The sequence below is a fragment of the Fodinibius roseus genome, assembly GCF_900129315.1.
GTDB lineage: Bacteria > Bacteroidota > Rhodothermia > Balneolales > Balneolaceae > Fodinibius > Fodinibius roseus.
The window spans coordinates 170,072-182,934 of sequence record NZ_FQUS01000001.1 but is presented as its reverse complement, the minus strand read 5'-3'; the positions used below and the strand labels follow the sequence as shown (position 1 = coordinate 182,934).

The following is a 12,863-nucleotide window of genomic DNA, read 5'->3' as shown; positions in this document are numbered from 1 at the left end:
GAACTTTGTTCAAGGTCAAGGCCCCAGGGAGGTTAACCTCGCAGCAAATCGCCCTAATCTGAGAATTCCAACCGACCCATAATGCCGACATTGGGCAAAAGAACGGTTTTTGCAAAGGCTCCTGAATAAAGGTGTTTTACCGTTATGAATGTCGCTAACTTCAAAACATGTATGTTATTCCTCATCCTCCTCCCTGTTCTGTTTTTTGATCTCATTCCCGATGCTTCGGCAGATGACGGATACCGGTTATGGCTGCGGTACGATAAAATACAGGATGAAGATCTCAGACAAGACTACCTCCACCAACTTCGCCAAATACACTATGCCGGCAGTTCTGCCCGAATCGAAAAGGCTAAAGAAGAATTACAGCGCGGGATCTCCGGACTACTTGCTCAAAAAATCACTTTTTCTGATGAGCCCGGCAACGGGCCCACCCTTATCGCAGGGACGCCCGAAAGCTCACCGCATATCCGATCGATGGAGCTTCAGGGTGAGCTCCGTTCTCTTGGAGAGGATGGGTATCTGATAACGAGGGACAGGCAGAATAATATCGCCATAGCGGCAAGCCGTGATATTGGTCTTCTGTATGGCACATTTCATTTTCTGAGGTTGCTTCAATCACAGCAATCTCTCCAGGATCTTGACATCAAAAGCGCCCCTCAGATTCAGCTGAGAGTACTAAATCACTGGTTCAACCTTGATGGGACCGCCGAACGCGGCTATGCCGGCGGTGCTATCTGGCAATGGGAACAGCTGCCGGATTATAAGGATCCGCTGTATACCGATTATGCACGCGCCAACGCTTCTGTGGGCATCAACGGGACGGTACTCAATAATGTAAATTCAGACGCTCTCATTCTTACCGAAGGGTACCTCGAAAAAGTGAAAGCACTGGCCGATGTTTTTCGCCCCTATGGCATCAAAGTATACCTGAGCGCCCGGTTCAGTGCGCCAATCGAAATAGGAAATTTATCGACAGCGGATCCCCGAGATCCGGAAGTGCGGCGGTGGTGGGAAAAGAAGGCGAATGAAATCTACAGCCGTATTCCGGATTTTGGCGGTTTTCTGGTGAAAGCGAATTCAGAGGGACAGCCCGGGCCGCAGGACTATAACCGGAGTCATGCCGAAGGGGCCAATATGCTTGCAAAGGCCCTGTCCCCGCACGGAGGCGTCGTCATGTGGCGGGCGTTTGTCTATTCCAACGAAGAGCCCGAGGACCGCGTAAAACAGGCCTACAACGAGTTTACTCCGCTGGACGGTGAGTTTCGGGACAACGTGTTGGTGCAAGTTAAAAATGGACCGCTCGACTTCCAGCCACGCGAGCCTTTCCATCCTCTTTTTGGGGCCATGCCGGAGACCCCCCTCATGATGGAATTCCAGATTACCCAGGAGTATCTTGGATTCGCCACTCATCTTACATACCAGGCGCCTCTCTACGAAGAAGTCCTCGATGCCGATACCTATGCCAAAGGCGAGGGGTCCTATGTCCGCAAGGTGATCGACGGAAGCCTGGACGACAAGCAGCTGACAGGGATGGCCGGGGTGGCTAATATCGGCACGGACCGGAACTGGACGGGACACCCTTTCGCCCAGGCCAACTGGTACGCATACGGACGCCTGGCCTGGAATCCGGAACTTGGCTCCGAACGTATTGCCGAAGAGTGGATTTCCATGACATTCAGCAACAAAGAAGCGTTCATCGAGCCGGTAAAGGAGATGATGCTCGCCTCACGAGAGATTGCGGTCGACTACCGTACCCCGCTGGGACTCCATCACATTATGGGATACGGGAGCCATTACGGTCCCGGTCCCTGGGTCGATGAGGGGCGTGCTGACTGGACATCGGTATATTATCACCGCGCCGACTCCTCGGGCATCGGATTTGACCGCAGTACCAGCGGCAGTAATGCGGTCAGTCAGTATCACCCGCCGGTTAAACAGCAATTTAACGACATAGAAAAGGTTCCGGAAAAGTATTTACTGTGGTTTCATCATGTGGAGTGGGATTACGAGCTGGATTCCGGCCGTACGCTCTGGGAAGGACTCGTTCACCATTACTACAGCGGCGTTGATTCGATCCGCCGGATGCAAGACACCTGGGAATCCGTGGAGGGCTATATTGATGAGCAGCGATACACGCATGTAGCCAGACTTCTGGAGATACAGGAAAAGGAAGCCGCCTTCTGGCGGGATGCCTGCGTGCTGTATTTTCAGCAATTTTCGGGACGACCGATCCCCGACGCCTATCCCGAACCCGACCATCCGCTGGAATATTACCAGGATCCCCTTAATAAGTACGTGCCCGGACTGTAATCCCCGCCAATTCTCAATCTTTAATATGCAACGCAGTACCTGCTTTATAGGCAGCCCGGACTTCTCCGACTCAATGTTGTCCCCCGTCACCTGAACCGCTCTGCCAGGTTGAATCGGCGGTAAAGGTGCGCAGCATGGTCCGGAACTGCCGCACGAACCGCCGCTTGTTGTACTTGGGGGCGAACTGCCCGAACTCCAGCAAAAACAGCCGGTCGTTCTGCTCGTCGTAGACCGTCAGGTTCGCAAACGGTCCCCCCATCGCATCATGTGTCATCCGCCAGGTCCCCAGCGTCTCATAGGCCAGGTAGCCGTTCATCCGGAACGATTCGGTCTCCACGGGCCGCCCGTATTCGGTGGTCACATAGGAGCTGTCGCGGGTCCCCCGGATCCACTGCCGGGTCAGCGAATCACGTTTGGCATTGATCCACTCGTCATCGAGATACGAAATATCCTCCACGTCATTTTTCCACCAGGCCCAAAACCAGCGGTCGTTTTCGGGCAGCGGCCGGCGCATGGTCAGAAAGTGCTGCCGCTCCCCGCCCTCGCTGTAGGTGGTATCAATGTTCAGCTGCCAGTCGTGCTGGATGCGGATCTTCCAGCCGTGGCCGGACCACAGGCTGTCGGACAGGGCCACCTGCTCGCCCTGCCCGTAGATCTCCTCCTTCCAGCGCGCGAACTCCCGGCGGAGCAGGTTACCCGTCAGCGTCTGTTCGGAGTTACGGATCTGCTCGGCCAGGGCCGAATCGCCGGGGGCTGACAGGATCATCGTCCACTGATTCTTGTACCACTGGTTCTGCATCGGAAAGGCAAACGATTTGCCATTGCGCACCTGCGCCTCCACCTCGTCGCTCAGCAGGGCCCGGATCCACCGCGCCGTGTTGGTGGAATCGTCGATGGGCGCGGCTATAATCAGGTTTTTGTTTCGCTTGAGCTGGGCCAGCTGGTCGTCATTGTTGAAATCCCGGAACCGCAGGTCGTACAGGGATTGTCCGGAGGGAAGGGTCAGGATATGCCGGCCGTAGGTCTGGCGGATCGCCTGAGCAGTTTGACTCTCCCACCGGGTGGAATCCATAACGACCACGACTTCGCCGTAACTCCCTCTCGCCTCCTGCCGGTAATCACCTTCACAACCCATCCAGGCGGCTGTAATAATGAGCAAAACCGTTATTTTTAACAATACTTTCATAGCTGTTCGATCTGTTTGAATTTAAGACTAACCATACTTTAACGAATGAACAAAAGCAAATACCTCATCCTTCCATCCCTCCCGGGGATACGACTCTCTGATGGTATCGATAAGTGCGCTGCCGACGATAAAACCATCCATATCTGCCGCAATTCGCCGGGCATCTTCATGCGATTTGATACCGAAACCGACCATTTTTGGATTACGGGTTACATTCTGCTTGACCCGGTCAATAAACCGCTGTACCGATTGGGCCACTTCCTCTCCCTCGCGGGCGCCGGTTACCCCGGTTACGGACACACAATATACAAAACCCTCTGAAAGCGCATCAATTTTACGCATGCGCTCATCCGGGGTATTGGGAGCTACCAGGTAAACCAGGGGAAGGCCCTGTTCCGCTGCCTTGTCAGCCATGATCCCCGACTCCTCAAGGGGAATATCCGGGATAATAAGGCCGTCGACTCCCGCAGCGGCCGCTTCCTCACAAAAGGCATCGATTCCGAACCGCAACACGGGATTGATATATCCCATTAAAATGATGGGAATGTCGGACCGCTCCCGCACCTGTCGTACCATAGTGAATATTTTGGACATGGTGATCCCCTGCTCGATGGCCACATTGCTGGAATACTGGATCGTAGGTCCGTCAGCCAGCGGATCACTGAAAGGCATCCCCAGCTCGACCAGGTCGGTCCCGTGCTCTTCAAACCCCAGGATAAGGTCAACGGTAGATTCCGGGTCGGGATAACCGGCCGTCAGGAAGAGGCTCATTATTTTTTCTGGTGAATCCGCATGCTGTTTAAAAAGCCGGTTTATACGATTTTGCTGTGTATTCTTTTTAACCATTTATTTGACATTTTTTTTGGATACCATCCAAATCCGGGATGGTATTTTTAACAAGTGAACAATTTCAAGTAATCAGCCTGGATGACAGGAATGCAGAGGTCCCCCCCCCGTCGCACCGGCATCTCCCGGATCAAATCACCCCTTGAAAACCGTTTTACAGGTACACTTACTTATATATACTCAGAAATCGTGCCCATATCCTTATCCCCGCGTCCGGAGCAATTGAGCACGACTATTTCCCCTTCTCTGGTCCGGGGCATCAGCTCTTCCAGATAAGCAATGGCGTGAGCGGTTTCAAGGGCCGGTATGATTCCTTCCAGTTCAGAGAGCAGTTTGACCCCCTCCATGGCCTGTTCATCGGTAATGGGAGCGTAGGTTACGCGGGCGGAATCCTGTAAATAAGCGTGCTCCGGTCCTATACCCGGGTAATCGAGTCCCGCACTAATGGAATGAGCCAGCTGGATCTGGCCCTCCTTGTTATGCAGCAGGTAGCTTAGCGACCCATGCAGCACCCCCGGCCGGCCGATGGTCAGTGTAGCCGCAGTCTGGTCGGTATCGGCTCCCAGCCCGGCCGCCTCGAGCCCATACATTCGTACGGATTCATCGTCGATAAAGGGATAGAAAATGCCGATTGCGTTGGATCCCCCGCCCACACAGGCCAACAGGTAATCAGGCAGCGTTCCCTCCCCTTCAGCTTCCATAAGTTGTCTCCGGGTCTCATCGCCGATAATACGCTGAAAATTGCGCACCATCATGGGATAGGGATGCGGACCCACGGCCGATCCGATGATATAAAACGTATCTTCTACATTCGTAACCCAATCTCTTATCGCCTCGTTGGTGGCATCTTTCAGCGTTTTGGAACCACTTTCCACCGGACGTACTTCCGCGCCCAGCAGCTGCATGCGCTCTACATTCAATTTCTGCCGCTCCATATCCTCGGTGCCCATATACACGATGCAGTCCACACCGAACTTGGCACAGGCTGTGGCCGTAGCCACGCCATGTTGTCCCGCTCCGGTCTCTGCGATGATACGCTGCTTGCCCATTCGCCGGGCCAGCAATATCTGACCGATCGCATTGTTGATTTTGTGGGCTCCGGTGTGACAGAGATCTTCCCGTTTCAGATAGATTTTAGCTTTTCCGTAATACTCGCTCAACCGGTTGGCATGGGTTAGCTTGGTGGGACGTCCCACGTAATCGTCTAACAGATCAAGATAATCATTTCGAAACGCTTCATCCTTCCAGGCCGAATCATAGGCCTTTTCCAGCTCCTCCAGTACCGGGATTAAAATTTCAGGGACAAATTTCCCGCCGAAACTCCCGAAATACCCTTTCTTTGTTGGTAAATTGTATGTCATGCTTTAAAACCTTCCTTTTTGGTTTCCAGTTACCGGTTTATCGCCTTACAAGTCGCCCATCTCCTGCTGTTCCCAAATGGCTCGCATCTCATCCATAAAGGTTTCAACCTTATCAAAATCCTTGATACCCGGCTCGCTCTCCACACCGCTGGCAAGATCAACCCCGTAGGGATGTACCCGTTTGCACGCCTGCCGGACATTCCCCGGATGGAGTCCCCCGGACAGGAAAAAAGGCACCTGTTGCGTGACCCTGTCGAGCAGGCTCCAGTCAAATACTTCTCCCGTCCCGCCCCACTGCCCTTCGATCTTGGTATCGAACAGCAGAAAATCCACCCGGTCAAGGTACGGCCCGATACGCGATTCAATATCCCCCTGACGGTCATTTTCACGGATATGGATCGCCTTGATGACCGGCTTATCCACCAGGTGACAGTAATCCGGGTTTTCCCTGCCATGCAGCTGCACATAGTCGATCCCTGTTTGCCGGGCAATCATATTGACATCATCCAGCGGCTGATTTACAAAGACTCCCACACATTTCGGTCCCTCTACCCATTTGATAATCGCCCCCGCTTTGGCCGGTGTAATATGACGCGGACTGCCTTCATAAAAGATAAACCCCAGATAATCGGCCAGCGCGCCCGAGACAAAGCGGGCATCCTCCAGGCTGGTAATGCCACATATTTTTACTTTTGATCGTTCTTCAGGATCTGCAAACATCGGTTCACTATACGTTTTCGATTTGTTCCCGGAGCTCTTTCTTCATGTTGCGTAACGCCCGGCCGGGATCGGGCTGGCGCATAAAATGTTCTCCGATCAGGGCCGCGTGAATTTTTTTCTCATATAAATAATATAAATCCTCCGCCCTGCGTAATCCGCTTTCGGAGACCAGTACTGTTTCTTCAGGAGCGCGTTGTAACAGGGCAACCCCACGGTGCAAATCTACTTCAAACGTCCGCAGGTCACGGTTATTGACGCCCAGAATGTCAACCTGATCAAACATAACATTCTCAACATCGTTCTCCGAATAGCATTCGACCAGCGCCTGGATCCCAAACTCCTCCGCAGCATGAAGCAGCTCTTCGAGCTGTTGTCCCTCGGTTATCGCCACAATTAACAACACGGCATCAGCTCCATAGGCCTTTGCTTCCTTTATTTGGTAGGGATCAATAATAAAATCCTTGCGCAACAATGGGATAGAAACTTCTTTAGAAGCAATTTCCAGATATTCCAACCGTCCCTTGAAAGCCGGCTGGTCGGTCAGTACAGAAATGGCCGAGGCTCCCCCCTCCTGGTATTGTCCGGCAATTTTACGGGGATCAAAGTCCTTGCGTATGAGACCCTTGGAAGGAGAAGCTTTCTTAATTTCAGCAATGATCGCTACGTCGGGAGCGTCTGCCAGGGCTTTTTTAAAGTTTCGTGCCGGCTGCTCGTAGCGTTCATGTGATTCAAGATCCTTAAAGGTAACTTTCTGTTTCCGTTTTTGTAAATCCCGGGCCGTCTGCTCTACGATTTCGTCAAGTATGGTTGCCATCGTCTTTCGTATTAATTTTCTGCGGCCTCGTTCGTTGCTTCCACAAAACGGTCAAGGGCCTTAAGTGCTTTACCTGATTTCAAGCTCTCCTTTGCAAGTTCTTTGGCTTCAGTGAGATGCTTAGTTTTTCCGGAGGCATGAATACCAAAAGCAGCATTCAAAAGCGTAATATTTTTCTGTGGTTCCTTTGCTTTGCCAGCTAAAACGGAACGGATAATATCCGCATTAAAATCGGCGTCCCCTCCCTGCAGTTTTTCAAGATCCGCCCATTGAAATTCAAGCGAACGGGGATCAAAAGTGGTCGACTCTTTCATCATTTGATTGGTCAGTTCAAAAATTTCGGTTTGAGCACTCAGACTCACCTCATCCAATCCGTCGTGTGCATTCAGGGTATACGCAAACTCCGTATCCAGGTTGGCCAGAATCCGGGCGATTTTTCGCGCAATCTCTTTACTGTAGGCACCGATGACCTGACGTTTTACGGATGCCGGATTTAACAGCGGACCCAGGATATTAAAAAAGGTGCGAATGCCCACCGTGCGGCGGGCCTTCATCACATGCTTCATCGCCGGGTGGAAATTGGGAGCAAACATAAAGACCATGCCGGTCTGCTCAAAAACCTGTTCCACCTGCTCCTTATTAAGATCGATAACCCCACCCAGGGCCTCCAGAACATCCGCACTGCCGCTTTTACTCGATACGCTTCTGTTCCCGTGTTTCAGCACCGGAACCCCCGCCCCGGCAACAACAAACATGGCAGCGGTCGAAATATTAAAGGTCCCGGAACTATCACCGCCGGTCCCGCACAAATCCACGGCTCCTTCCGTCTCAACCTGTGGTTTGATGGCAGCCTCACGCATGACTTCGACAAAAGCCGTAAGCTCCTCTATCGTCTCTCCTTTCATCCGCATCGCTGTCAGAAAGGCCGCAATACGTTCATCCTCCACCTCCCCGGAGATAATTAATTCGAGGGCGCGGCGAGCCTCATCAAGAGATAAATCACCATGGTTCACCAGCTTATTTAATACTTCAATAAATTCCATAAGTTACTGTATATTAGCGTATTATAGATATTTTCACTACTTATTTTATACCTGTCTTTGACTGTTGATCCATCGCCAGCTCCAGCCAATTTTTAATGATATCCGGTCCCTCAACGGTCAGTATGCTTTCCGGGTGGAACTGTATTCCTTCCACGGGATAGGTTCTGTGCCGAATACCCATAATAACATCATCATCGCTGTGGGCCGTCACCTCCAATTCATCCGGAATCTGCTCCGGGTCGAGAATCAATGAGTGGTAGCGGGTGGCCGTAAAGTGATTGGGGATATTCCGGAAGACAGAACGACCGTCATGTCGTATGGTCGAGGTCTTGCCGTGCATCAGTTTAGGAGCGTGGATAACTTTTCCTCCGTATACCTCACCGATGGCCTGAAGTCCCAGGCAAACGCCCAAAATAGGGGTGTGGGGACCCAATTCCCTGATGATCGGCTCCGTTAACCCTGCATCGGCCGGACGTCCGGGTCCGGGGGAAATGAGTATCTTATCCGGGTTTAGCGCTTGTACCTCTTCCAGCGTAAGCGCATCATTTCTGATCACCTTGTACTGGCCGGTATGCCGGGCAAGGATATCCACCAGGTTATAGGTAAATGAATCGTAATTATCGATGATTAAGATCATAGTCTTTCAGCTTGGCAAGTAATGTTTTATTCCGGAGACCCCATCAAAATTACTTCTTATCTCAGTTATGATGGCACTCTGCTTCAAGATCTTTAAAGCATACAATACAACCTGGATGCTTCCTTTTTCGTCCCCTCTCGGCAGGGAAGCGGGACAGAGCGGCAGGTAATGAGTAAACATCAGAATATCGATTTTTTTTAATATCACCGGTTGATTCATCTTCATTCATTAAATTCATAACTCTTAAACACACCGGCTACCTCCCGGATGGGTTCCATCACGGATTCAGCCCGGGCCCGGGCTTTTTTCCCGCCCTCTGATAAAATATCCCGGACGGTGTCTATATCCTGTGCCAGTTCCTTTCGTTTCGCACGCGCTTCAGCAAAATATACCTCTATCATATCCAGCAATTCATTTTTGGCGTGCCCGTAGCCGTAACCGCCCGCCCGGTACTTATCGGCGATCTGCTGCTGCTTGCTTTCCCCGGCAAACAGTTTGATCAGGGCAAAGACGTTACAACGCTCCGGATCCTTGGGTTCATCCAGCGGGGTGGAATCCGTTTCAATGGACATCACTTTCTTTCTGAGTGTTTTACCTTCATCAAAAATGCCGATGGTATTGCCGTACGACTTGCTCATCTTTCGCCCATCTATGCCGGGCACTACGGCCACCGATTTGACAATATATTCTTCCGGCAGCTTCAAAAACTCATCCCCGTAATTGTGATTAAACCTGCCGGCCAGATCACGGCAAATTTCTATATTTTGCTTCTGATCCTGTCCCACGGGCACCACATCCGAGTTATAGATAAGGATATCCGCGGCCTGTAGAATTGGGTAGGTAAAGAGCCCGATATTGGGCGTCACGCCCTGGGCCACTTTATCTTTATAGGCCACCGCTTTTTCCATCATGCTGACGGGACAGAACGTGCTTAGCATCCACGCCAGTTCGGTAACCTGCGGTACATCACTTTGGGCAAAAAAGGTGCACTTGTCGGGATCAAGTCCCAATGCCAGGTAATCGAGGGCAATATCAATGGTATTCTGATAGATCTCTTCTCCATCGTCAATAGAGGTCATGGAATGATAATTGGCAATAAAATAAAAGGCATCTCCTTTTTCCTGCATCTGTATATGCTGGCGCAGGGCCCCGAAGTAGTTCCCAAGGTGTAGTTTGCCGGACGACTGAATGCCGGATAAAATAGTTTTCATCGATAAATAAGTGCAAGGATTAACATTATAATTCAGAGAGCTTTGCAAAACCGTCCTTTTGGCCAATTTCTGCATTTGAACGAATTCAACATCTTTACATATAATCTGTATGTTGCGGTTTTGAACTCGTTTTGGTTTTGATATTGATCAAAATTCCTGTTCTTTCAAAACACTCTATTTTTCTTCCTTTGAAAATATTCCCGGTTCTAAATCAGGTGTTGCCAGAGGCCCTGATCGTCAGGGCCACACTAAGAGCCTCAACCAGCGCGCCGGCCTTATCCTTTGTCTCAAGATATTCTTTCTCCGGATCGCTGTCAGCTACGATCCCCGCTCCGGCCTGAATATAGACCCTGGAATCCGTTACCAACATGGTTCGGATAACAATACAGGTATCCATATTTCCCGAAAAATCAAAATATCCCACCGCGCCGGCATAGGGACCCCGACGGGTGGGTTCCAGCTCATCGATAATTTCCATCGCCCGGATCTTGGGAGCCCCGCTCACGGTGCCGGCCGGGAAGCACTGCATGAGCGCATCAACGGATGTCTGATCTTCGGCCAGCTGTCCTTTTACATCTGAAACGATATGCATGACGTGAGAGTACCGCTCAATGACCTGCTCCCGCACGGGCTTAACCGTACCCGGCCGACATACACGGGACAAGTCATTGCGTCCCAGGTCAACCAGCATTACGTGTTCGGCGATCTCCTTGGGATCGTTTTTCAGCTCCTCTTCCAGGGCCCGGTCCGCTTCTTCTGTGTCCCCGCGGGGACGTGTTCCCGCAATGGGCAGCAGCTGGGCCGTGCTATCCTGTACGCGCACCAATACTTCCGGGGAGGATCCTACGAGAGCGAAATCCTCGAAATCCAGGAAAAAAAGATAGGGAGAGGGGTTAACCATCCGCAGGGCCCGGTACAACATAAACCGATCACCCTCAAAGTCGCATTCAAAGCGCTGGGAAAGAACCACCTGGAAAATATCACCCTCATAGATATAGTCCTTGGCCTGCCGGACCATTGACTCAAAGGCCGATTGCTCGATATTGCTCGTCAGACTCCCCGGATCTATTGAAAAAGAGTAATCCGTTACCGGATTGGGCTGGAGAACAAGGGTTTCCAGCTCATCGAGTCGTTGCTGAGCGCGGTGGTATTTATCGTCGCTTTCTGCTTCCTTGTCGACAAACACCGTTTTTACGATAATAACCTGCTGCTTGACATGATCGAACGCAAAAACCTCATCATAAAAGGCCCAGATCGCCTCCGGTATCTCCACATCGGCTTCAGGCGCCCGTGGCAGCTCTTCCACTTCCCGCACGGTATCATAAGAGGAAAAGCCCACGGCACCTCCTGTCAGCCTCGGCAGGTTCGGAAGTTTGGGCTCGCTGTGCTGCGTCGTCAACTCTTTCAGGGCTTCAAAATAAGACTGGTCAAGGATCGTGACTTCACTGCCCTTCCGAAGGGAAACCTCCTGCTCCTCATATTTTAACACCTGGTATGGATTGCGCCCTAAAAAAGAATAGCGGGCAAGCTGTTCTCCTCCTTCCACTGACTCCAGCAAAAAGGGATACCGGCTCTGTTCCCTCAGCTTCAGAAACAACGATACCGGGGTCAATATATCCGCCATAAGCGTGCGGTATACGGGGACAGCCGTGAAATTCTTCGCTAACTGTTTAAACTCATCAAGTTGCATATCTGCTTTCCTCTAAACCAAAATAATATCCAAATAAAAAACCCACTCCAGTTTACCTGCAGTGGGTTCTCAAAAAGCTTTTTAATAATCTAACTCATAATCCTGCCACTGCCTGTATGTTTTTCGCTACAGGCCACCACCAATTGCTGTTATTATGAGTTGTTTTTTCCATTACGATCTGAATATAATGTCCGCATCCGCTAAAAGCAAAAAAGAATAACCTCCCGGAAAAAAAAACTTTATTCCTCACCCGTACGCCTCCCTGAAAAACAGGATGCCCCCGATAATGATCCCCTTCAGTATAAAAGCAGAGAAAACCATCATAAGTCCGATTTCCTGGAATAGCAGGATGAGAATGCCATAAAACACAAACAGTGCGATTTTGCCTTTATGTTTTTTGATCGACTGCCTGTCAAAGCTGGGAATTTTATCAAATGGTATCGTGCTCACCATCAAAAACGAAAGCAGGATGATCAGGGGCACGATCACGGTATTGGCACCGTATTTAAAACCTGCAAACAGATCCAGCCGGTTATAAAACGTAAGATAGAAGGCAGCGATCATAATAGCCTGAGACGGTATTGGCAGTCCCCTGAAAAAATCGGCAGGACCCTCCTGGGCATCCACGTTGTATCGTGCCAGTCTCACGGCCCCGCAAAGCGGGGGCAGAGCGCTGAGAATAATCCCGACGAAGGGCATCTCTCCCAGTCCAAAGGTATACAGCAAAAAGCCCGGGGCCACGCCAAAGGAAACCACATCGCTGATTGAATCAAGCTCAATACCAAACTGGCTGGTAGCATTGGAAAGGCGGGCCATAAACCCGTCCAGCGCATCAAAAAGTCCGGCAAACACAATAAGCCAGGCCCCGAAGAACAATCGTCCCTCCGAGATGCTGATGATAGCCAGAAAACCACAAAAAAGGTTCATCAGGGTAAAGAAGCTGGGCACGACGATACGAGGGATCTGTTTACGGGGACGACCGTCTTTCTCTCGCTTCCTGCGGCGCCGAAATCGCTTCCATTTTTGTATGGGATATTTCATT

At 51.1% G+C, this 12,863-nt stretch carries 11 protein-coding genes; 1 reads left to right on the top strand and 10 read right to left on the bottom strand.

The window, feature by feature from the left end:
* Nucleotides 1-171 precede the first annotated feature (171 nt).
* Nucleotides 172-2,313 carry an alpha-glucuronidase family glycosyl hydrolase gene (locus BUB16_RS00765; protein WP_073058909.1) on the top strand — a complete coding sequence of 714 codons (2,142 nt, stop codon included), beginning with the start codon at nt 172-174 and terminating at the stop codon, nt 2,311-2,313.
* Nucleotides 2,314-2,383: 70 nt separating this feature from the next.
* On the opposite strand, the gene BUB16_RS00760 is transcribed toward BUB16_RS00765, so the two are convergent.
* The 10 genes from BUB16_RS00760 to pssA form a co-directional block, all read right to left on the bottom strand.
* The gene (locus BUB16_RS00760; protein ID WP_073058908.1) at nt 2,384-3,499 is read right to left on the bottom strand and encodes a DUF4837 family protein; all 1,116 of its coding nucleotides are present in this window, start codon (nt 3,497-3,499) and stop codon (nt 2,384-2,386) included.
* 27 nt (nt 3,500-3,526) lie between these two features.
* Nucleotides 3,527-4,345, bottom strand: coding sequence for a tryptophan synthase subunit alpha (trpA, locus tag BUB16_RS00755; protein WP_073058907.1), 819 nt, complete (start codon nt 4,343-4,345; stop codon nt 3,527-3,529).
* 170 nt (nt 4,346-4,515) lie between these two features.
* Nucleotides 4,516-5,706 (bottom strand): tryptophan synthase subunit beta, encoded by a 1,191-nt coding sequence (trpB, locus tag BUB16_RS00750; protein WP_073058906.1) that lies wholly within the window; start codon nt 5,704-5,706, stop codon nt 4,516-4,518.
* Nucleotides 5,707-5,751: 45 nt separating this feature from the next.
* Nucleotides 5,752-6,426, bottom strand: a complete 675-nt coding sequence (locus tag BUB16_RS00745) for a phosphoribosylanthranilate isomerase (RefSeq protein ID WP_073058905.1) — start codon at nt 6,424-6,426, stop codon at nt 5,752-5,754.
* 7 nt (nt 6,427-6,433) lie between these two features.
* Nucleotides 6,434-7,240, bottom strand: a complete 807-nt coding sequence (gene trpC, locus BUB16_RS00740) for an indole-3-glycerol phosphate synthase TrpC (RefSeq protein ID WP_073058904.1) — start codon at nt 7,238-7,240, stop codon at nt 6,434-6,436.
* Between the two features lie 11 nt (nt 7,241-7,251).
* Nucleotides 7,252-8,283 carry an anthranilate phosphoribosyltransferase gene (trpD, locus tag BUB16_RS00735; protein WP_073058903.1) on the bottom strand — a complete coding sequence of 344 codons (1,032 nt, stop codon included), beginning with the start codon at nt 8,281-8,283 and terminating at the stop codon, nt 7,252-7,254.
* 40 nt (nt 8,284-8,323) lie between these two features.
* Nucleotides 8,324-8,920 carry an anthranilate synthase component II gene (locus tag BUB16_RS00730; protein ID WP_073058902.1) on the bottom strand — a complete coding sequence of 199 codons (597 nt, stop codon included), beginning with the start codon at nt 8,918-8,920 and terminating at the stop codon, nt 8,324-8,326.
* Between the two features lie 221 nt (nt 8,921-9,141).
* Nucleotides 9,142-10,131 (bottom strand): tryptophan--tRNA ligase, encoded by a 990-nt coding sequence (trpS, locus tag BUB16_RS00720; RefSeq protein WP_073059136.1) that lies wholly within the window; start codon nt 10,129-10,131, stop codon nt 9,142-9,144.
* 211 nt (nt 10,132-10,342) lie between these two features.
* Nucleotides 10,343-11,821 (bottom strand): anthranilate synthase component I, encoded by a 1,479-nt coding sequence (trpE, locus tag BUB16_RS00715; RefSeq protein WP_073058900.1) that lies wholly within the window; start codon nt 11,819-11,821, stop codon nt 10,343-10,345.
* A gap of 246 nt (nt 11,822-12,067) precedes the next feature.
* Complete coding sequence (gene pssA / locus BUB16_RS00710) at nt 12,068-12,862, bottom strand: CDP-diacylglycerol--serine O-phosphatidyltransferase (protein ID WP_073058899.1); 795 nt, start codon at nt 12,860-12,862, stop codon at nt 12,068-12,070.
* Nucleotide 12,863: the final 1 nt, after the last annotated feature.

Excerpts from the sequence above, each read along its gene's own strand:
- trpB (WP_073058906.1), bottom strand. The coding sequence starts at position 5,706 with ATGACATACAATTTACCAACAAAGAAAGGGTATTTCGGGAGTTTCGGC.
- trpC (WP_073058904.1), bottom strand. The coding sequence starts at position 7,240 with ATGGCAACCATACTTGACGAAATCGTAGAGCAGACGGCCCGGGATTTA.
- BUB16_RS00745 (WP_073058905.1), bottom strand. The coding sequence starts at position 6,426 with ATGTTTGCAGATCCTGAAGAACGATCAAAAGTAAAAATATGTGGCATT.
- BUB16_RS00765 (WP_073058909.1), top strand. The coding sequence starts at position 172 with ATGTTATTCCTCATCCTCCTCCCTGTTCTGTTTTTTGATCTCATTCCC.
- trpA (WP_073058907.1), bottom strand. The coding sequence starts at position 4,345 with ATGGTTAAAAAGAATACACAGCAAAATCGTATAAACCGGCTTTTTAAA.
- BUB16_RS00760 (WP_073058908.1), bottom strand. The coding sequence starts at position 3,499 with ATGAAAGTATTGTTAAAAATAACGGTTTTGCTCATTATTACAGCCGCC.
- trpE (WP_073058900.1), bottom strand. The coding sequence starts at position 11,821 with ATGCAACTTGATGAGTTTAAACAGTTAGCGAAGAATTTCACGGCTGTC.
- trpD (WP_073058903.1), bottom strand. The coding sequence starts at position 8,283 with ATGGAATTTATTGAAGTATTAAATAAGCTGGTGAACCATGGTGATTTA.
- pssA (WP_073058899.1), bottom strand. The coding sequence starts at position 12,862 with ATGAAATATCCCATACAAAAATGGAAGCGATTTCGGCGCCGCAGGAAG.
- trpS (WP_073059136.1), bottom strand. The coding sequence starts at position 10,131 with ATGAAAACTATTTTATCCGGCATTCAGTCGTCCGGCAAACTACACCTT.
- BUB16_RS00730 (WP_073058902.1), bottom strand. The coding sequence starts at position 8,920 with ATGATCTTAATCATCGATAATTACGATTCATTTACCTATAACCTGGTG.